Raw genomic sequence first — 16,485 nt, 5'->3', positions numbered from 1 at the left:
CATGCTCCTCGACCTCCAGCTCGGCGGCCGCCCCGACCAGGCGCGCGAGCGCGCCCGGGAGCTGACCGCGGCCGGTGCCGCGGGGCTGTTCACCTTCGAGGGCCCGCACCACGTCTTCCTGCCGCTGGCCGCGGTCGCCGGCGAGGTCGACGCCGACCTGATGACCAACGTCGCGATCGCGATGCCGCGCTCGCCCATGCACCTCGCCCACACCGCGTGGGACCTCCAGCTGATGTCGGGCGGCCGGTTCCGGCTCGGCCTGGGCTCGCAGATCCGCCCCCACATCGAGAAGAGGTACGGCGCCCGCTGGTCCCCGCCCGCCGCCCGGATGCGCGAGATCGTCGCCGCGGTGCGCACGATCCTGCACTCCTGGCAGGAGGGCACCCGACTCGACTTCCGCGGCGAGCACACCACCCACACGCTGATGCCGCCCACCTTCGTGCCCGGACCCAACCCCCACGGCCCGCCGCCGGTGCTGCTCGGCGCGCTGGGCCCGCTGATGACCCGGACCGCCGCCGAGGTCGCCGACGGCCTGCTGGTGATGCCCTTCCACAGCCGGCGCCACTTCCAGGAGCGCACGCTGCCCGCCATCGCCGAGGGGCTCGCCGCGGCCGGGCGCTCCCCCGGCGACCTCGCGGTGCACCCGCAGGCGATCGTCGCGATGGGCCGGACCGAGGACGAGCTCGCCGCCGCCCGGGCGGGCGTGCGGGGGCTGCTGGCGTTCTACGGGTCCACGCCGGCGTACCGGCCGGTGCTCGACGTCGAGGGCTGGAGCGACCTCCAGCCCGAGCTCAACCGGCTCTCCAAGACCGGCGAGGTCGCGGCGATGACCGCGCTCGTCGACGACCGGATGCTCGCCACGCTCGCGGTGACCGGCACACCCGAGGAGTGCGCGGCCGAGATCGGCCGGCGCTTCGCCGGGGTGGCCGGGGTGAACCGGGTGTGCTGCTACTTCCCCGGCTACGAACCGCCGCTCGACCAGGTCGCCGCGCTGGCGGCGGCGCTGCGCCCGCTCTGAGCCGGGCTCAGCGCCCGAAGGCCGGCTTCTCCTTGGCCAGGAACGCCCGCACACCCTCGGCGAAGTCCGGCCCGCCGTAGACCTCGCGCAGCAGCGGCTCCTCGTCGGCCGGCGCGGTCTCGGTGATCGCGGCCCGGCGGCGCAGCTGCTGCTTGGTGACGCTGAGGGTGACCGGCGAGGCCTGGAGGATCCCGTCGACCAAGGCGTCGACCTCGGCGTCCAGCGCAGCGCGGTCGGGGACCTCCGCGGAGATCGCGCCGGCGGCGTACGCGCGGTCGGCGGTGACCAGGCGCGAGGCGAGCAGCATCTCGCGGGTGAGCGACTCGCCGAACACCGCAGCGCAGCGGTAGAGCACCGGCGAGGACAGCGCATTGCCGAGGGTCCGCGCGATCGGGTAGCCGAAGCGCGAGCCGGACGTCGCCACCCGCAGGTCCGCGTTGGTCGCCACCGCGAGGCCGCCCCCGACGCACACCCCGTCGATCGCCGCGATGGTGACCTGGGGCAGCGCGAACAGGCCGTCGAGCATCTCCCGGATCCAGGTCTCGTACTCGACGGCGTCGGCCTCGAGGAAGTCGGAGATCTCGTTGCCGGCCGCGAACGCCTTGCCGCCCTCGCCGCGCAGCACCACCACCCGGACCGAGCGGTCCTCGGCCAGCTCGAGCCACAGGGCCCGCATCCGGCCGTACATCTCCTTGGTGAAGGCGTTGCGGCGCTCGGGACGGTTGAAGGTCACCGCGACGACGCCGGGGCGCTCGCGGTCGATGATCAGGTCGCTCACGCCCGGGATTCTCCCAGGCTCAGTAGCCGTACCCGCCGCCCCCGCCAGATGACGGATCCGAGGGGCTCGACGGGCTCGACGGGCTCGACGGCGCGGCGGGCGTGGTCACCTTGGCGCCGTCGGCCCCGACCACCCACCAGATCCCGCCGTACCCCTGGCCGTAGGCGTCACCGGCCTCGCCGTCCGAGGCGTAGGTGTAGAGCGGGTGGCCCTCCAGCGTGAGCTGGTCCTTGCCGTCGGCCCCGGTGACCGTGCCGAGCGTGCCCTGGACGCCGGGGCCGAGGCTCGGCTTCGCCGGCGCCGGTACGGCGGGCCAGAGCCCCACGCACGGCCCGGTGCAGGCGCTGGCGGTCGCGCCGGGCTGGTCCTTGTCGTAGAAGTAGACGGTCCGGCCCGCCGCGTCCACCAGGACCTTGCCGACCTCGGTGTCGGCCAGCCGCAGGGTCAGGTTCGAGGCGGTCGGCGTCGTGTCGCCGCCGCTGCCGCCGCCCCCGTCGGACCCGCAGCCGCCCAGCGCGAGGACGGTCGCGGTCAGCAGGGAGGTGGCCAGGGCGGCGGGCTTGTTCATCGGGACTCCTCGGGTCGGGCGGGCGGGTAGGGCATCCGTGACACGACGCCGGAGCCACCGAGGTTCACCCGGTCAGGGCGCGCCCGCGAGCAGGACCGTGCCGTCGGCCGCCTCCAGCTCGACCCGCTGGATCGCCCCGGGCGCGAGATCGGTCGAGCCGGTCGTCCGCGCGGTGTCCCCCGGTCCGGCCTGCCAGCGGGACACGAGCTGGCGCTCGCCGGCGCCGTCCACGACGTACAGCGCGTAGCGGTGCCGGTCGCCGTAGTCCCCCGCATAGGTGCAGGTCATCGCGATCTCGGTCCCCCACGAGGTCGGCGTCAGCCGGACCGTGGCCCGCAGCGGGCTCGGCGCCACCCCGGCGAGGGTCACCGCGACGCTGCCGGGCGGCTCCTCCGCCCGGTTCCCGAGGACGACGCCGCCGATGCCGACCGCCCCGACCAGCAGCACCGCGAGGACGGCGGCGCTCACCCGGCTCCGCCGGCGCCGCGCTGGCGCGGCCGGCGCCGGCACGACCTCCGGTCCGGCGAGGAGCGCCGCACCGTCCTCGTCCGGGACGAGCCGGAGCAGCCCGGGCAGCATCCCCAGCTCGGCCACCGCCGTCGCGCAGCGGGCGCAGTCGTCGACGTGGTCCTCGTAGGCGCGGCGCTCCGCGCTCGACAGCGCGCCGAGCACGTAGGCGGCGTCCCAGTCGGCGTACGGGTCGGGGCCGGTCACCGGGTCACCCCCCGCTCCTGGAGGGCGAGCCGGAGCGCGCGCAGGCCGTAGTGCAGCCGGGACTTCACCGTGCCCGGCGGGATGTCGAGCGCGGCCGCGATCTCGGCCACGCTGAGCCGCAGGTAGTACGCCCGGACGACGACCGCGCGGTGCTCCGGGCTCAGCGTGGCGAGCGCGTCGCCCACCAGCAGGGCGTCGAAGAGCGCGTCCACCTGGTCGGGCTCGATGGTCGCGGGGGTCTGCGGCGGCTCGGCCGCGCTCGTCTCGTGCCGGGCCCGCGACGAGCGGGCCTCGTCGACGACCAGGTGCCGGGCGACGGTGTAGAGCCAGGCCCGGACCGAGCCGCGCTCGTCGTCGCGCACGTCGTGGAGCCAGGCGCGCAGCAACGTCTCCTGGACGACGTCCGCCGCGCGCTGCGGGTCACCGACCAGCCGCAGGACGTAGCGCTCCAGCGCCGCGGCGTGCGCGCGGTGCAGCTCCTGGATCAGGTCGGGATCGCCCGGCATCGTCCACCTCCGTGGAGGACACGACGACGGGAGCCGTTCGGTTCACCGTCCCCTCCATCATGCGCCGCGCGTCGGAGCCGGAGCCGGCGCCGACGCCGGTGCCGGTGCCGCCCGGAGCAGGACGTCGCGCGCCACGGTCCGCCGGGTGAGCAAGCCCAGCCCGACCCCGGCGGTGTTGGCGACAGCGTCGCGCCAGTCCATCACCCGGTCGCTGGTGAGCGTGCCCTGGGCGATCTCCAGGCCGATGCCGAGCAGGACCAGTCCGACCGCCGCGACCAGCACCGGCCGCCCGCCCCGGAAGACCTGGACCGCACCCGCCGCGAGCACGCCGTAGGTCACCAGGTGCTGCCACTTGTCGCTCGCCGGCACGTCCGGGCCCGGCGGCGCGGACCCGAGCGACAGCACGATCACCGCCCCGACGAGCAGCGCCCACAGCCCCAGCCACAGCCAGGGCCAGCGCAGCGGCTTCACGCCGGCCGCTCCCGCACGGCGAAGGCAGCGCCCACGCCGGCCAGCGCGCCGAAGAGGTGCCCCTGCCACGAGACGCCCGGCGTACCGGGCAGCACGCCCCACAGGACGCTGCCGTAGACGACGAGCACCCCGAGGCCGATCACGATCTCCCACGGCTTGCGGTCCACGAAGCCCTGGACGGCGAGGTAGGCGATCCAGCCGAAGATCAGCCCCGACGCCCCGAGGTGCACCGAGCTGCCGCCCGCCACCAGCCACACCGCGAACCCACCGGCCAGCCAGATGATCGCGGTCGCGACGAGACCCCGGGTCACGCCCGTGGCGAGCGTCAGGAAGCCCAGCACCAACGCCGGCACGGTGTTGGCGCTCAGGTGGCCCCAGCCGCCGTGGAGCAGCGGCGCGGCGAGGATCCCGAGCAGGCCCTCGCCGTCACGGGGGCGGATGCCCCATCCGTCGAGGCGGTGCGAGGCGGCGACGTCGACGGCCTCGATCACCCAGAGCAGGGCGACGAACACGCCGGCGGCGAGCGCCGCGACCTGCCAGGCGGGGCGAGTCTGCAGGGGCATGGGGACAGTGTGGCGGGTCAGGCCCAGACTGCGACCCAGTACTGGACGCCGAACGGCGCGTCGTCGTACCGGACGTCGGCCGCGGCCAGCGGCGGCAGGTCGCCCAGGCAGGCGGCGTCGGCCCACAGCTCGCCGGCGAGCACCGGGTCGATGCCGGCGAACGACGTCCGCAGCGCGGCGTCGAAGCCGGCCGCCCGCTCGTCGAGGTGCCCGGGCGCCTTCTCGGTGCGCTTGGCCGAGCCGTTGCCGACGACCAGGACGCCGGTCTCGCCGGCATCGACCACGCTCGCCCCCGCGTCCGCGACCAGGGCGGCCCCGACCCGCAGGCCCGACGGCCCGGACGCGACGACGCGCACCCGTGGGCCGAGCTCGCCGACCGCGGACCGGCAGGCGGCGCGCAGGTCGGCGACCGGGTCCTCCAGCGACGCGTACGACGGCAGCAGGGCCGGCACGCCCGGCACCAGGGCCGTCACGGCCGCGGCCGGGGCGCTCACTGGATCCCCCGGATCGCGCGCAGCGGCGCGCGCCGCCCCGCGATGGACCAGACCATGTCGACCGTCTGCCGGGTCTCGACGACCTGGTGCACGCGGTAGATCCGGGCGCCGGCGAGCGCGCAGACCGAGGTGGCGGCCAGCGTCCCGAGCAGCCGCTCCCCCACGTCGAGGCCGAGCGTCTCGCCGACGAAGTCCTTGTTGGACAACGACACGAGCACCGGCCAGCCGGTGGCGACCATCTCGCCGAGGCGCCGGGTCACCTCGAGCGAGTGGAAGGTGTTCTTGCCGAAGTCGTGGGCCGGGTCGATGACGATCGACTCGCGCGCGACGCCTGCGGCCAGGGCGCGCTCGGCGTAGGCGACGGTGTCGGCGATCGCGGCGGCGACCACGTCGTCGTACTCGATGCGGTAGGGGCGGGTCCGGGGCGTGACCCCGCCGGTGTGGGTGCAGATGAGGGCGGCGCCGTACTCGGCGGCCGCGTCGACCAGCTCGGGGTCCGCCCCGCCCCAGGCGTCGTTGAGCACGTCGGCGCCGACGGCGCAGACGGCGGCGCCCACCTCGGCGCGCCAGGTGTCGACCGAGATCACCAGGTCGGGGTAGGTCTCGCGGACCCGGGCCACGAAGTCGACCACCCGGGCCTTCTCCTCGGCGACCGAGATCTCGACGCCGGGCGCGGCCTTGATGCCGCCGATGTCGACGATCTCGGCGCCCTGCGCGACCACCTCGGCGACGCGGGCGAAGGCGGCGTCCTCGGCCCAGGTCGCGCCCTTGTCGAAGAACGAGTCGGGCGTGCGGTTGACGATCGCCATCATCAGCGCCTCGTCCTCGCCGAACGCGTGCCGTCCGAGCTTCATCACAGGTAGGCCTCCGCCGCCGGTCGCTCCACCGTGGGTACGACGTGCTCGACCGGCTCGAGCCCGCGCAGGTACTGGCGCAGCACGGCCTCGTCGCCCCCGGCGACCGGCGTGACGCCGGACCGGGCGAGGGCCGCCGCGATGATCTGGGTCGCCATGCCGCCGAGGTCGCGCAGCGCCTGGTGCCGGTGGGCGCGCACGCCGAGGTCGACCTGGGCGATCGCCTCGGGGCCGCCCGCGCGGACGGTGTCGACGAGGGCGGCGAGCTCGACGGCGTACCCGGTAGGGACGGGGAGCCCGGCGAACCACGCCCGGCGCACGGCCCACTCGCCGGCGAGGGGCTGGACGAGCGCGCCCAGCTCGGGAAAGAGCAGCGCGATCAGGGGCCGCGCGACGAGCTCGGTGACCCGGCCGCCCTCGAGCGGACCGTCGGCGCCGGGCCGGTCGTAGAAGCCCTTGACCAGCTGCACCTGCGGGTCGGCCAGCAGCGGGCCGAGCAGGCCGGGCACGAAATGGGTGTCCCAGTCGTGCAGGTCGGCGTCCATGAAGACGACGAGGTCGCCGGAGGTCACGAAGAGCGACTTCCACATCGCCTCGCCCTTGCCCGGGTGGGTGCCGAGGTCGGGGCGGATCTCGGCGGCGCGGTGCACCCGCGCCCCGGCCGACTCCGCCACGGCGTAGGTGTCGTCGACGGAGTCGCTGTCGATGACGACGATCTCGTCGACCAGCGCGACGGTGTCCATGAGCGCCTCACGCACCCGGGCGACGACCGCGCCGACGGTCGCGGCCTCGTTGCGGGCCGGGACGACGAGGCTGACCCGGTGCCCCAGGGCCACCTTGCGGCCCAGGAGTCCCTCGAGGCTCCAGTCGTCCCAGTGGGCGGCGCGGATCCCCATAGCGGCCAACCTACCGGCCGGACGGGGGCGGTCCGGATTCACCCGGCAGACTCGCCCCGAACTGCCAGAACCGGTGCTACGGTCGAAGTCATCTCGGGACGTTGGGTGCTCCCTCCCCCCTGGAGATCGACATGGGTTTCCGCCGATTCCGCCGCAAGGTGCGCTGCCTGCTGAGGTACGGACCCCACCGGTGCCCGCACATCGAACGCCACTCGCGCCGCCCCAAACGGCCGCGCCGGGTGGCCGCGCAGCCACCACCGCTCGGCCGGCACGCCCGGACCTGAGTCAGCCGCGGAGGTAGGCCCGGACCGCGGCCGCGATCGCCCGCGCGTAGCGGAGCCGGCCGGCCGCGCTCTCCATCACCGCGGCGTCCCCGGCGTCGCGCATGTTCCCGAGCTCGGCCATGACCGCGGGCACGTCGGAGAGGTTGAGCGTGCCGAGGTCGGTACGGACGTCGATCCCGTCGGCACCGCGGTAGGTCGACGGGGTGAACCCGGCGCGGACCAGTGCGTCGCGCAGGGCCACGGCGAGGCGGCGGGAGGGCCGCTCGATGTCGTCGGTCCAGCCGGCCCGGTCACCGGGCCGGATCACGTGGAAGCCGTGCGCGGTCGACGACCGCACGCCGTCGCCGTGGATGCTCACCCGGACGTCGGCGTCCGGCCCCGGCCTGCCGGGATTGCCGATCCGGCCGCGCTCGTCGACGCACGGGCCCCAGGCGTCGGCCGCGTCGTCGGGCCGGGTGAGCACGACCTGCGCGCCCATCCGGCGCAGCAGCCGCCGGGCCTCGACCGCGACCTGCCAGGTGAAGGTCGCCTCGGGGTAGCCGTCGTCGGTCGCCGTCCCGGTGGTGTTGCACTCCTTGGTCAGCCCGCCGGCATCGACCGGCCGGTTGATCTCGTCGGGGAACCGGGCGTTGCCCAGCCGGTGGCCGGGGTCGAGCACGACGACCTTGCCGGCCAGCAGGCGGCGCTTCGGCGGGCGCTCCGGCAGGTCGACCGAGGTGGGTGCCGCGGAGGGCGGGGCGGCGCTCGTCGTCCCGGCGCCGGGCCCGGGGGTCTCCGGGTCGGAGCACCCCGCGGCCAGGACGGCGACCGCGAGCAGGACGGCGGCGGCGCGCCTGGTCACGCGTACCCCAGCACGTCCTTCCGCTTCTCTCCCCAGGCGAGCGCCGAGGCGATGGCCTCGTCGAGGCTCAGCTCGGTCCGCCAGCCGAGGAGCTCGGCGGCCTTGTCGGCGTTGGCGAAGGCGCCTGCGGCGTCACCGGGGCGCGGCGGCGCCTCGACGACCGGGACCGGCTTGCCGACCACGCGCTCGACCGCGGCGAGCAGCTCGCGCACGGTGACGCCATCGCCGGCACCGAGGTTGATGTAGGTGTAGGGCGCGTCGACCTTGGCCAGCACGGCGTCGAACTCCTCGACCGCCCGCACGTGGGCCCGGGCCAGGTCCCAGACGTGGATGTAGTCGCGGATGCCCGTGCCGTCGCGGGTCGGGTGGTCGGTACCGGTCAGCGTGAAGGACTCGCGGAAGCCGAGCGCCGTCTGCGCCATGAGCGGGACGACGTGCGTCGCGTCGCGCAGGTGGTAGCCGGTCTCGAGGTCCGGGTCGGCGCCGATCGGGTTGAAGTAGCGCAAGATGATCGCGCGCAGGTCGCTCGCCTTGGCGAGGTCCTCGAGCACCATCTCCATCATCCGCTTGGTGCGGGCGTAGGGGGACGTCGGGTCCACGGCGTCGTCCTCGGTGACCGAGAACTGCGGGGTCAGCGCGTAGAGCGAGGCGGTCGAGGAGAACAGGATCCGGCCCTTGCCGAGCGCGGTCAGCTCGTCGAACATCTCCAGCGACTTCGCCACGTTGTCGCGGTAGTACTCGTAGGGCTTCTCCACCGACTCCGGTACGACGATCCGGGCCGCCATGTGGATCGTCGCGTCGAGGTCGGGGTGCTCGGCGACCACGCGCCGCAACAGCGCGCGGTCGGCGATGTCGCCCTCGTAGAAGATCCGGTCGCCGACGTAGGCCCGGGGTCCGCTGAGCAGCGAGTCGAGGACGACCGGGGTGTGCCCGGCCTGCTCGAGCGCCTTCGCCGTGATCGAACCGAGGTAGCCGGCGCCGCCGGTGACGAGAACCTTCATGGGCCCGAGGGTACTGAGCGACCCCTGCTCCCCCGTAAACCGTCGTTTTGCGAACAGCCGCCCCGATCGCCGCGACAGCCGCCCCGCGTCCTCCCTACGGTCACGTCCGCGCACAGCGGTCCGGCGAGGGGGCTGCACGAGGACAACCGGGGGTCCGATGACGGTCGTCGACCGCGCACCGCGCCACCTGCGCGTGGTCCGGCCGCGTCCGCTCCCCCTGGTCCCCGTCGCCGTGCTCGTCGTCGACGCCCTGCTCCTCGGCCTCACCCTCGCGCTCGCGGTCCTCGGCCGCGAGACGCTGACCGTCTTCGCGCCGCCGTCCGGGGTCCGTACCCACCTCGACGTGGCCGCGCCGCTGATCCTGCTCGGCTGGCTGCTCTGCACCGGCTTCCTCGGCGGCTACCGCCGCGAGGTCCTGGGCGCGGGCACCGAGGAGTTCAAGCGGGTCTTCCAGGCCAGCGTGCTCACCGCGGGCCTGGTCGGGATCGGCTGCTACCTCGCGAAGTTCGCGCTGCCGCGCGGCTTCTTCGTGCTGGCCTTCGTGATCGGGCCGGCGCTGCTGCTCGTGGGCCGCTGGGTCGTGCGCCAGGTGCTCCACGTGCTGCGCCGCCGCGGCCGGCTCACCACGCGGGTGCTCGTGGCCGGCTCGCTCGCGGGCAGCGAAGCGATGACCCGGATCCTGCGCCGCGAGAGCTGGCTGGGCTACGCGGTGGTCGGCGCCGTCGTTCCGGCGGAGGCAGGGGCCGGGATCGACCTGACCGAGCTGACCGCCGTGGTCGATGAGCACGCCGCCGACGTGGTCCTCTTCGCGCCGGGCGCGATCGCCGACGCCGCGCAGATGAAGCAGGCGATCTGGGCGCTGGAGCGGCACCGGGTCCACGTCGTGCTGACGCCCCAGCTCGACAACATCTCCCACGAGCGGATCGCGGTGCGCCCGGTCGGCGGGGTCCCGCTCATCCACGTCGAGTCACCCACGTGGACCGACGCCGGCGCGGTCGGCAAGCGGCTCTTCGACGTCCTCGGCGCCTCCGTGCTGCTGCTCGCGCTGAGCCCGCTGCTGGTGATCGCCGCGGCCTCCGTGTGGGTCCACGACCGCGGCCCGGTCCTCTTCGCCCAGCCGCGGGTGGGCCGCAGCGGCCGTCCCTTCCGCTGCCTCAAGCTGCGCACGATGCGGGTCGGCGCCGAGGCCCAGGTCGCGGACCTGATGGCCGCGACCGACCAGGACGCCCTGCTGTTCAAGGTCAAGGACGACCCCCGGATCACCCGCCCCGGGCGCTGGCTGCGCCGCTACTCGGTCGACGAGCTGCCCCAGCTGCTCAACGTGCTGCGCGGCGACATGAGCCTGATCGGCCCGCGCCCCCAGGTCGCCCGCGAGGTCGCCCTGTACGACGGCGCGATGACCCGCCGCCTGCTCGTCCGCCCCGGCATGACCGGGCTGTGGCAGGTCTCGGGCCGCAACGACCTGCGCCCCGACGAGGCGATGCGGCTCGACCTCTACTACGTCGACAACTGGTCGATGCTCCAGGACCTGGCGATCCTGGCCCGGACGGCGCGCGCCGTCGTCGGCGCCCGCGGCGCCTACTGAGCGCCTCGCCCGCGCCGCGCGACACGGCGACGGCGGCCAGGCGAACCTTCGGCGAAAGCACGGCGCGGACGCGACCGGTCAGTAGAGTCTCACCGACCGTTCCCGCCAGGAGGTTCTCCCCTTGCTCCCCCTCGAGTGCCCCACCCAGGCTTACGACTGGGGCTCGACCCACGCGATCCCCGGCTTCCAGCGCCGCCGTCCCGACGGTGGACCGGTCGCCGAGGTGTGGCTGGGGACCCATCCGCTCGGTACGGCCCGGATCGTCGACGACAGCGGCGATCAGCGCCCGCTCAGCGAGGTGGCCGGACAGCTCGACTTCATGCTCAAGGTGCTCGCCGCCGAGCGCCCGCTCTCGATCCAGGTCCACCCGAACTCCGCCCGCGCCCAGGCCGGGTACGCCGCCGAGGAGGCCCGCGGCGTCCCGCTCGCCGCGCCCGAGCGGGTCTTCAAGGACCCCCGGCCCAAGCCGGAGATGGTCGTCGCGCTGTCGACCTTCGACACCCTGGTCGGCTTCCGCCCGACTGCCGAGATCCTGCGCGTGCTCATGCCGCTGCCGCACCCCGTGGTCCGCACGCTGACCAAGAAGCTGCGCGAGAACCCCGGCTTCGCCGGCATCGTCCGCCTGGTCGAGGGCCTGCTCCTCGAGCCGCCCGGCGCCGACGACGTCGCCGCGATCGTCGAGCAGTGCCGCGCGGCGCTCGACGACGGCATCGACATCAAGCGGGCCTACGCGACCGCCGTCGAGATCGAGAAGTTCTACCCCGGCGACGTGGGCGTGCTCGTCTCGCTGCTCCTCAACCGGCTCACCCTGCAGCCCGGCGAGGCGGCGTACCTCGACACGGGGATCATCCACGCCCACCTCAGCGGCATGTGCCTGGAGGTGATGGTCTCCTCCGACAACGTCCTGCGCGCCGGGCTCACCACCAAGCACGTCGACCCGGCCGGGCTCGTGCTCTGCCTCGAGGAGGGCATGTCCCGGGTCGCCCGGGTCTCGCCCCAGCTGTTCGGGACCTCGACCGACATCTTCAGCCCCAACCGCGAGTTCGCGCTCTCGCTGACCCAGAGCTCCCAGGCCGACCCGGCCGGCGTGATCCTGCCCTCCACCGGACCGCGCCTGCTCGTGTGCACCGGCGGCGAGGTCGCGCTGCTCAACGAGCGCGACGAGATGCTCCACCTGCGCCGGGGCGATGCGGCGTACGCCGACGACGGCGACGGCGAGCTGCGCATCGTCGGCACCGGCGAGGTCGCCCAGGCCTACGCGCCCGACGGCGCGGCCGGCCGCCTCGACGACCTGATCTAGCCGCCCCGGCGCGGGCTCAGCGGCGCCGCAGCCCCGCGAGGGCCGGCCGGACGTCGGCGAGGTAGACGCACGCCGCGACGAGCATGGCCAGGTTGACGATCGAGAGCGGGATCGGGACCACCTGGAGGATCACGCCGATGCCGAGGATCAGGGTCCACGTCGTCTTGTTGAGCTTGTCCGCGGCGTCGTAGGAGTCGGCCGAGTAGAGCAGCGCGCTGACGAAGGCGAAGATCTTGACCACGAGCAGCACGAAGGCGATGCCGACGTTGATCCACATCTCCAGGTCACTGGCTGCGCCGACGAATCCCCCGTACATAGTGGGTCGATCCTAGGGCAGCACCCGAAAAAGCAGCGACCCCGAGGCCGGGGCCTCGGGGTCGCGGTGCGGAGCGGGTCGGCTCAGGCGGAGGGAGCCGGGGTCGCCTTCTTGGCGGCGGGCGCCTTCTTGGCGGCCGGAGCCTTCTTGGCCGGGGCCTTCTTGGCGGGCGCCTTCTTGGCGGCCGGAGCGGCCTTCTTGGCGGCCGGGGCCTTCTTCGCGGGGGCGGCGGGGGCGGTCGCGACCGGGGCGGCCGGGACCTCACCGGTGCGGAGCTTGACGACGACGCCCTCGCCGCGCTTGGCGAGGTCGGCGTAGAGCGCGGTCGCGGTGGCGACGTTGTCGTCGTACGCACCCTTGACGCTGCTCTGGACCTTGGCCGGGAGCGCCTTGGCGTCGGCCTGGAGGTCGGCGAGGGTGCTGACGGCCTTGCCCTGGAGCGACTTGGGCTCGGGGAGCTCGAAGCCCTTGACGCTGCTCTGGACGCCGGCGACGCGGGTCTGGACACCGGCCACGCGGGCGGTGACGTCCTTCTGGACGTCGGCGACGCGGGCGGTCACCTTGGCCTGCACGTCGGCGACGTAGGTGCGGACCTTCTCGACGGCGAGGTCGGTCGCGCCGACGCCGGCGTAGAGCGGCTTGGCGGCGGCCGGGGGGAGGTCGACCTTGGCGAGGTCGAGGGTCGGGATCTCGATCTTGGGGAGCTCGATCTTCGGCATTGCTGGTTTCACCCTTCGTTGGCGACGGCGTCGGTGTCCGTCTCGGTAGTGGTCGGCGCGTCTTCCGGCGCCTCGTCCGCGGCCTCGGCGGAGCCTTCCGACTCGGCCGCGTTGAGCGCGAGGAACGATGCGTAGACATCGAGGAGCGACTGCTTCTGCCGCTCGGTGAGACCGGTGTCGCTCACGATCGCGAGCTCCACCGATCCCCCCACGCCGTCATCAGGGCTGAGGATCCCGGCCCTGATGTAGAGCTGCTCCGCAGAGATCCGCAGGGCCTTGGCGATCTGTTGGAGCACCTCGGCCGACGGCTTGCGAAGCCCTCGCTCGATCTGGCTCAGGTACGGGTTCGAGACCCCCGCCTGGTCGGCCAGCTGCCGCAGGGAGAGACGGGCCGAGGTCCGCTGCTCCTTGAGGTAGTCGCCGAGTGACCCGACGGTCTTCACGACCTTTCCCTTCGCCATGCGCCCATCGTGCTAGCAATAGTTAGCAAGTTGCAAGCAGGCAGCACGTGAAGTCGTTCACATGAGCACGAGCGCCGCGGACCGCCCCACGCCCCGCCCGGGTGATCGTGTCCGCCTTCCACTGTTCAAATCGGATCAACTCACTCGACTCTGTACGATCTCCCCTGTGCCAGCGCCGCCAGTCCCCCAGCACTGCCCCACGCCGCGGGAGCTCGACGACCTCGAGCTGCTGACCTCCGGGGCCGCGGCACCGATCCGCGGGTTCAACGAGCCGGGCAGCCCGATCACGCTCTCGCTCCCCCAGGAGCTGCGCACCCACCTCGACGAGGGCAACGCGGTCGAGCTCGTCGACCCCGAGGGCCTGCCCCTCGCCCGGGTCGCCAGCGCGCTGCGCGGCCTGACGGTCACCTCGCTGACCCACGCGCAGTACGGCCCCTTCCGCCGGCTCTACCTGGCCCCCGACGCCGTCCGCGAGCGCTACGCCGGACGTACCTTCGTCCCGGTCACCGACCTGGTCACCGACGTCCAGCTCGAGCAGCTGCGCGGCCTCGGCCCGGTCGTCCTGGTCGCCCTCGTCGGCGCCGGGACCCCCGCGGTCAGCCCGGTCGGGCTGCTGCGCGCCACGCTCCGGGTCGCCGCCCTGATCGACGCCGACGTGGTCGCCTGCCCGCTGGCCGACCACGCCTCGCTCGCCGACCCGGCGCTGCGCATCTCCGTGCTCACCTCGTACGCCGAGACCGACCCCGTCGTCGAGCTCGGGTACGGCGGCCACCTGCTCCCCGAGCTCGCCGACGTCGCGCGCGAGGAGCGCCCGCGTCCCGACGAGCAGGGCCTGGTGCTGTTCTTCACCGGACTCTCCGGCAGCGGCAAGTCCACCCTGGCACGCGCGCTCATGGACCGGCTGCTGGAGCAGGGCGGGCGCAGCGTGACGAGCCTCGACGGCGACGTCGTGCGCCGCAACCTGTCTGCCGGACTCACCTTCTCCAAGGAGGACCGCGAGACCAACATCCGCCGGATCGGCTGGGTGGCCGCCGAGATCTCCCGCCACGGCGGGGTCGCGGTGTGCAGCCCGATCGCGCCCTTCGACCACACCCGCCAGCAGGTCCGGGCGATGGTCGACGAGGCCGGCGGCGCGTTCTTCCTGGTCCACGTCGCCACCCCGCTCGAGGAGTGCGAGCGACGCGACCGCAAGGGTCTCTACGCCAAGGCCCGCCGCGGCGAGATCCCCGAGTTCACCGGCATCTCCTCGCCCTACGAGGAGCCGCTCGACGCCAACGTGCGCGTCGACACCACCGGCCGGACGATCGACGAGGCGCTCGACGACGTCATCGCGGCACTGCGCGCGACGGGCTACCTCGACCTGGGCACGCCGGCCGAGGACCTCGCGGCGGAGGCCGTGCCCGAGCCGGCCGCGCCGCTCGTGGTCACCGAGCCCGACCCGGAGCCCGTGCCCGACGCGCGCGGGCGGGTCGAGGCGACCCCGCTGCGCGTGCTCTTCGTCTGCACCGCCAACATCTGCCGCTCGCCGTACATGGAGCTGCGCTCGCGCGCCCTGACCGGCGCCGAGTCCGGCATCGAGTTCGCCAGCGCCGGCACCCACGGCTTCAACGCCCACCCGGTCGACCGGACGATGGGCGCCGTCCTCGCCGAGCGCGGGGTGAGCACCGACCTGATCAACGGCTTCGCCAGCCGCCCGCTGACCGACGACCTGATCGAGGTCGCCGACCTCGTCCTGACCGCCGAGGCCGCACACCGCGCGTTCGTGCTCGAGGAGGTGCCGGGCGCCTTCCGCAAGGCGTTCACGCTCGGCCAGTTCGCCGAGTCGATCGACCGCGTCGACCCGGCCCTCCACGGCGCCGACCTGGTCACCGCCGTGGGTCACCGCCGTGCGGGGGCCACCGAGCACCACGACATCCGTGACCCGTACCGCCGGGGCAAGGCGGCCGCCGACGTCTCGGCGGACCAGATCGATGCCCTCCTCCAGGCGGTGCTCCCCCGCCTGGCCCTGCCCCAGACAGGTGACTGATGGACGACCTGCTCACCCTCACCGCACTCTCGATCGCGGCGGCCGGCTTCTTCGTCGGCATCGTCGTCGGCCTCACCGGCATGGGCGGTGGCGCCCTGATGACGCCCGCCCTGATCTTCCTCGGGGTCGGCCACACCTCCGCGATCGTCACCGCGGACCTCACCGCGGCGGCGGTCTACAAGACCGGTGGCGCGATCACCCATGCGCGGGAGGGCTCGCCCAACCTCAAGCTGGCCGGCTGGCTGATCCTCGGCTCCGTACCGATGGCCTTCGTCGGGCCGTGGCTGGTCAAGGCGCTCACCGACGACCCGACCGAGCTCGAGAAGACGCTCAAGCTCTGCATCGGCATCGCCCTGCTCTTCGCCGCCTCCACCTACGCGCTGCGGCTCTACATCAACCTCAAGCGGGTACGCCGCGGCGGCGCACTGCCCGACGACAACCCCCGCATCCGGCCGCTGCCGACCCTGCTGGTCGGCATGCTCGGCGGCCTCCTCGTCGGCGTGACCAGCGTCGGCTCGGGCTCGGTCATCATGATCGCGCTCCTCATGCTCTACCCCGGCCTGTCCGCGGTCCGCCTGGTCGGCACCGACCTGGTCCAGGCCGTGCCGCTGGTGCTCAGCGCCGCGCTGGCCAATATCGCCATCCACGGCCTGGAGTGGAGCCTGGTCATCCCGCTCGTCATCGGCTCCGTGCCCGGCACCCTGATCGGCGCCCGCCTGGCCCCGCGCGTCCCCCAGTCCTACATCCGCCGCGGCATCGTCATCGTGCTGACCATGTCCGGCGTCGCCCTGCTCTTCAAGGCCGGCCTGCACCCGTTCGGCGAGGGCCACGAGACCGCCGAGGCCCTCGTGGTCGCCGGGATCGGCGTGGCCATGCTCGTCCTTGTGCCGCTCGTGTGGGGCCTGATCCGGCGCCGGCACGACCTGCCGATGTTCGGCGCGCCGACCGTCGCCGAGATCGAGTCGTTCGGCTCGCCGGAGCAGACCACCGTCCGGAACGAGGCCTAGTCCCTTCGGGCCATCGCCACGCCCGACGATCAGAGGATCCCCCCGTGCCCACCCGCGGACTACCGTGGGAGCAGGCAAGGGAG

19 protein-coding genes are annotated in these 16,485 nt (G+C 74.0%); 5 read left to right on the top strand and 14 right to left on the bottom strand.

The genetic code is table 11. From position 1 onward, the window contains the following. Window position 1: 1 nt before the first annotated feature. Complete coding sequence (locus CCO04_RS12095; protein WP_215814399.1) at window positions 2–1,018, top strand: TIGR03617 family F420-dependent LLM class oxidoreductase; 1,017 nt, start codon at window positions 2–4, stop codon at window positions 1,016–1,018. A 7-nt stretch (window positions 1,019–1,025) separates the two neighbouring features. On the opposite strand, the gene CCO04_RS12090 is transcribed toward CCO04_RS12095, so the two are convergent. The 11 genes from CCO04_RS12090 to galE form a co-directional block, all read right to left on the bottom strand. Further along, window positions 1,026–1,796, bottom strand: coding sequence for an enoyl-CoA hydratase-related protein (locus tag CCO04_RS12090; RefSeq protein WP_215814398.1), 771 nt, complete (start codon window positions 1,794–1,796; stop codon window positions 1,026–1,028). Between the two features lie 19 nt (window positions 1,797–1,815). Then, window positions 1,816–2,364, bottom strand: a complete 549-nt coding sequence (locus tag CCO04_RS12085; RefSeq protein WP_215814397.1) for a hypothetical protein — start codon at window positions 2,362–2,364, stop codon at window positions 1,816–1,818. Window positions 2,365–2,436: 72 nt separating this feature from the next. Beyond that, complete coding sequence (locus CCO04_RS12080; RefSeq protein ID WP_215814396.1) at window positions 2,437–3,078, bottom strand: anti-sigma factor; 642 nt, start codon at window positions 3,076–3,078, stop codon at window positions 2,437–2,439. Next, window positions 3,075–3,584, bottom strand: a complete 510-nt coding sequence (locus tag CCO04_RS12075) for a sigma-70 family RNA polymerase sigma factor (RefSeq protein ID WP_215814395.1) — start codon at window positions 3,582–3,584, stop codon at window positions 3,075–3,077. The genes CCO04_RS12080 and CCO04_RS12075 overlap by 4 nt, the downstream gene beginning before the upstream one ends. A gap of 57 nt (window positions 3,585–3,641) precedes the next feature. Continuing rightward, the gene (locus CCO04_RS12070; RefSeq protein WP_215814394.1) at window positions 3,642–4,055 is read right to left on the bottom strand and encodes a VanZ family protein; all 414 of its coding nucleotides are present in this window, start codon (window positions 4,053–4,055) and stop codon (window positions 3,642–3,644) included. Next, a complete protein-coding gene (locus CCO04_RS12065; protein WP_215814393.1) occupies window positions 4,052–4,618 on the bottom strand; it encodes a rhomboid family intramembrane serine protease in 567 nt (188 codons plus the stop codon). Before CCO04_RS12065 ends, CCO04_RS12070 begins: the two co-directional genes overlap by 4 nt. Before the next feature lie 17 nt (window positions 4,619–4,635). Next, entirely contained in the window at window positions 4,636–5,112 is a 477-nt protein-coding gene (locus CCO04_RS12060) for a hypothetical protein (RefSeq protein ID WP_308281187.1), read from the bottom strand. Then, entirely contained in the window at window positions 5,109–5,966 is an 858-nt protein-coding gene (gene folP / locus CCO04_RS12055) for a dihydropteroate synthase (protein WP_215814392.1), read from the bottom strand. The genes CCO04_RS12060 and folP overlap by 4 nt, the downstream gene beginning before the upstream one ends. Next, window positions 5,966–6,862: a glucosyl-3-phosphoglycerate synthase gene (locus tag CCO04_RS12050; protein ID WP_215814391.1), complete on the bottom strand. Its 897-nt coding sequence runs from the start codon at window positions 6,860–6,862 to the stop codon at window positions 5,966–5,968. The genes folP and CCO04_RS12050 overlap by 1 nt, the downstream gene beginning before the upstream one ends. Window positions 6,863–7,147: 285 nt before the next feature. Beyond that, entirely contained in the window at window positions 7,148–7,987 is an 840-nt protein-coding gene (locus tag CCO04_RS12045; protein ID WP_215814390.1) for an N-acetylmuramoyl-L-alanine amidase, read from the bottom strand. Next, on the bottom strand, window positions 7,984–8,988 hold the full coding sequence (galE, locus tag CCO04_RS12040) for a UDP-glucose 4-epimerase GalE (RefSeq protein ID WP_215814389.1): 1,005 nt from the start codon (window positions 8,986–8,988) through the stop codon (window positions 7,984–7,986). Before galE ends, CCO04_RS12045 begins: the two co-directional genes overlap by 4 nt. 157 nt (window positions 8,989–9,145) lie before the next feature. Between galE and CCO04_RS12035 the strand changes: the two genes are divergently transcribed. Then, window positions 9,146–10,573, top strand: coding sequence for a sugar transferase (locus CCO04_RS12035; protein WP_215814388.1), 1,428 nt, complete (start codon window positions 9,146–9,148; stop codon window positions 10,571–10,573). A 121-nt stretch (window positions 10,574–10,694) separates the two neighbouring features. Further along, complete coding sequence (gene manA / locus CCO04_RS12030; RefSeq protein ID WP_215814387.1) at window positions 10,695–11,873, top strand: mannose-6-phosphate isomerase, class I; 1,179 nt, start codon at window positions 10,695–10,697, stop codon at window positions 11,871–11,873. 16 nt (window positions 11,874–11,889) lie between these two features. On the opposite strand, the gene CCO04_RS12025 is transcribed toward manA, so the two are convergent. From CCO04_RS12025 to CCO04_RS12015, 3 genes are all read right to left on the bottom strand, one after another. Next, entirely contained in the window at window positions 11,890–12,189 is a 300-nt protein-coding gene (locus tag CCO04_RS12025) for a DUF2516 family protein (protein WP_215814386.1), read from the bottom strand. Window positions 12,190–12,272: 83 nt separating this feature from the next. Then, window positions 12,273–12,908: a hypothetical protein gene (locus tag CCO04_RS12020; RefSeq protein WP_215814385.1), complete on the bottom strand. Its 636-nt coding sequence runs from the start codon at window positions 12,906–12,908 to the stop codon at window positions 12,273–12,275. Between the two features lie 8 nt (window positions 12,909–12,916). Continuing rightward, on the bottom strand, window positions 12,917–13,369 hold the full coding sequence (locus CCO04_RS12015) for a helix-turn-helix domain-containing protein (RefSeq protein ID WP_215814384.1): 453 nt from the start codon (window positions 13,367–13,369) through the stop codon (window positions 12,917–12,919). A 166-nt stretch (window positions 13,370–13,535) separates the two neighbouring features. Between CCO04_RS12015 and cysC the strand changes: the two genes are divergently transcribed. Both cysC and CCO04_RS12005 read left to right on the top strand, forming a co-directional pair. Continuing rightward, a complete protein-coding gene (cysC, locus tag CCO04_RS12010; RefSeq protein WP_308281186.1) occupies window positions 13,536–15,395 on the top strand; it encodes an adenylyl-sulfate kinase in 1,860 nt (619 codons plus the stop codon). Continuing rightward, the gene (locus CCO04_RS12005) at window positions 15,395–16,402 is read left to right on the top strand and encodes a sulfite exporter TauE/SafE family protein (protein ID WP_215814382.1); all 1,008 of its coding nucleotides are present in this window, start codon (window positions 15,395–15,397) and stop codon (window positions 16,400–16,402) included. Before cysC ends, CCO04_RS12005 begins: the two co-directional genes overlap by 1 nt. The last annotated feature ends 83 nt before the right edge of the window (window positions 16,403–16,485 follow it).

The sequence above is a fragment of the Pimelobacter sp. 30-1 genome (assembly GCF_018831735.1).
Classification (GTDB): domain Bacteria; phylum Actinomycetota; class Actinomycetes; order Propionibacteriales; family Nocardioidaceae; genus Nocardioides.
Note: the sequence above shows the minus strand (reverse complement) of the source record. Positions and strands in the feature narration are given on the sequence as shown.

What these genes read in the sequence shown, in the direction of transcription:
- galE (WP_215814389.1), bottom strand. Translation starts at nt 8,988, where the DNA reads ATGAAGGTTCTCGTCACCGGCGGCGCCGGCTACCTCGGTTCGATCACG.
- CCO04_RS12095 (WP_215814399.1), top strand. Translation starts at nt 2, where the DNA reads ATGCTCCTCGACCTCCAGCTCGGCGGCCGCCCCGACCAGGCGCGCGAG.
- CCO04_RS12085 (WP_215814397.1), bottom strand. Translation starts at nt 2,364, where the DNA reads ATGAACAAGCCCGCCGCCCTGGCCACCTCCCTGCTGACCGCGACCGTC.
- CCO04_RS12050 (WP_215814391.1), bottom strand. Translation starts at nt 6,862, where the DNA reads ATGGGGATCCGCGCCGCCCACTGGGACGACTGGAGCCTCGAGGGACTC.
- folP (WP_215814392.1), bottom strand. Translation starts at nt 5,966, where the DNA reads ATGAAGCTCGGACGGCACGCGTTCGGCGAGGACGAGGCGCTGATGATG.
- CCO04_RS12065 (WP_215814393.1), bottom strand. Translation starts at nt 4,618, where the DNA reads ATGCCCCTGCAGACTCGCCCCGCCTGGCAGGTCGCGGCGCTCGCCGCC.
- CCO04_RS12025 (WP_215814386.1), bottom strand. Translation starts at nt 12,189, where the DNA reads ATGTACGGGGGATTCGTCGGCGCAGCCAGTGACCTGGAGATGTGGATC.
- CCO04_RS12075 (WP_215814395.1), bottom strand. Translation starts at nt 3,584, where the DNA reads ATGCCGGGCGATCCCGACCTGATCCAGGAGCTGCACCGCGCGCACGCC.
- CCO04_RS12005 (WP_215814382.1), top strand. Translation starts at nt 15,395, where the DNA reads ATGGACGACCTGCTCACCCTCACCGCACTCTCGATCGCGGCGGCCGGC.
- CCO04_RS12035 (WP_215814388.1), top strand. Translation starts at nt 9,146, where the DNA reads ATGACGGTCGTCGACCGCGCACCGCGCCACCTGCGCGTGGTCCGGCCG.
- CCO04_RS12015 (WP_215814384.1), bottom strand. Translation starts at nt 13,369, where the DNA reads ATGGCGAAGGGAAAGGTCGTGAAGACCGTCGGGTCACTCGGCGACTAC.
- CCO04_RS12020 (WP_215814385.1), bottom strand. Translation starts at nt 12,908, where the DNA reads ATGCCGAAGATCGAGCTCCCCAAGATCGAGATCCCGACCCTCGACCTC.